The sequence below is a fragment of the Calidithermus terrae genome, assembly GCF_003574345.1.
Classification (GTDB): domain Bacteria; phylum Deinococcota; class Deinococci; order Deinococcales; family Thermaceae; genus Calidithermus; species Calidithermus chliarophilus.
The window spans coordinates 1-681 of the sequence record NZ_QXDL01000465.1 but is presented as its reverse complement, the minus strand read 5'-3'; the positions used below and the strand labels follow the sequence as shown (position 1 = coordinate 681).

The window sequence follows — 681 nt, the reverse complement described above, 5'->3', positions numbered from 1 at the left end:
CTCCTCACCGGGCTGACCCTTTTGGCCTGCTGGCGGGCTCGGGCGCGGCCCGCGCTCGCCGCCCCCGAGCCCGCCAGCAGGCCAAAAGGGTCAGCCCGGTGAGGAGCGACCCCTGGCGACCGGGTTTCGGGCCCACCCAAGGGTCCGGGCCATGCAGGGCACGCATGGCCCTAGCACGGCACCGGGGCCGCAGGACATACAGCCCCGATCTTGAGCCCAGGGCTCAAGACCTGCCGAAAGCCGAGCGCGAGACGCCACCGCGTGCGCCTTTCCGAGGCTTTGCTGGGCCTCAGGCCCAGTGGAGCTCGAGCTTGGGCTCGAGCCAGCCGACCTCGAGGCCCCGCACGTTCTTGAGCAGGGGGCGGCGCCACTCGAGGGGTTCTTCGGGCGAGAGCGCGCCCAGCAGCTCCAGCAGCCGCGCCACGGCGGGCTCGCGGGCGGCCTGCGAGCCGTCCTCGACCTTGAGCGTGACGCCGACGGGGCCCCAGCGGCTCTCGCGCAGGGCCATGCCGTAGTAGCCGTCGGCGCCGCGCTTGGCGACGAGGCCGGGGACCTTTTGCATCAGCACGGTGTCGATGCTCTCGGGGCCGGCCACCAGGTCGGGGTGGGCGCGCATGGCCTGGTAGACGGCCTCGAGGCCCGCCCGGTAGGGCGGCAGCCACACCTCCTGCAGGGTGCGGG

General features: G+C 73.9%; 1 protein-coding gene. It reads right to left on the bottom strand.

Features of this window, described 5'->3' with window-relative positions; all coding sequences use genetic code 11:
• Positions 1–289: 289 nt before the first annotated feature.
• On the bottom strand, positions 290–681 hold a 392-nt coding region (locus Mterra_RS21600; protein ID WP_147373081.1), incomplete at its 5' end, for an asparaginase.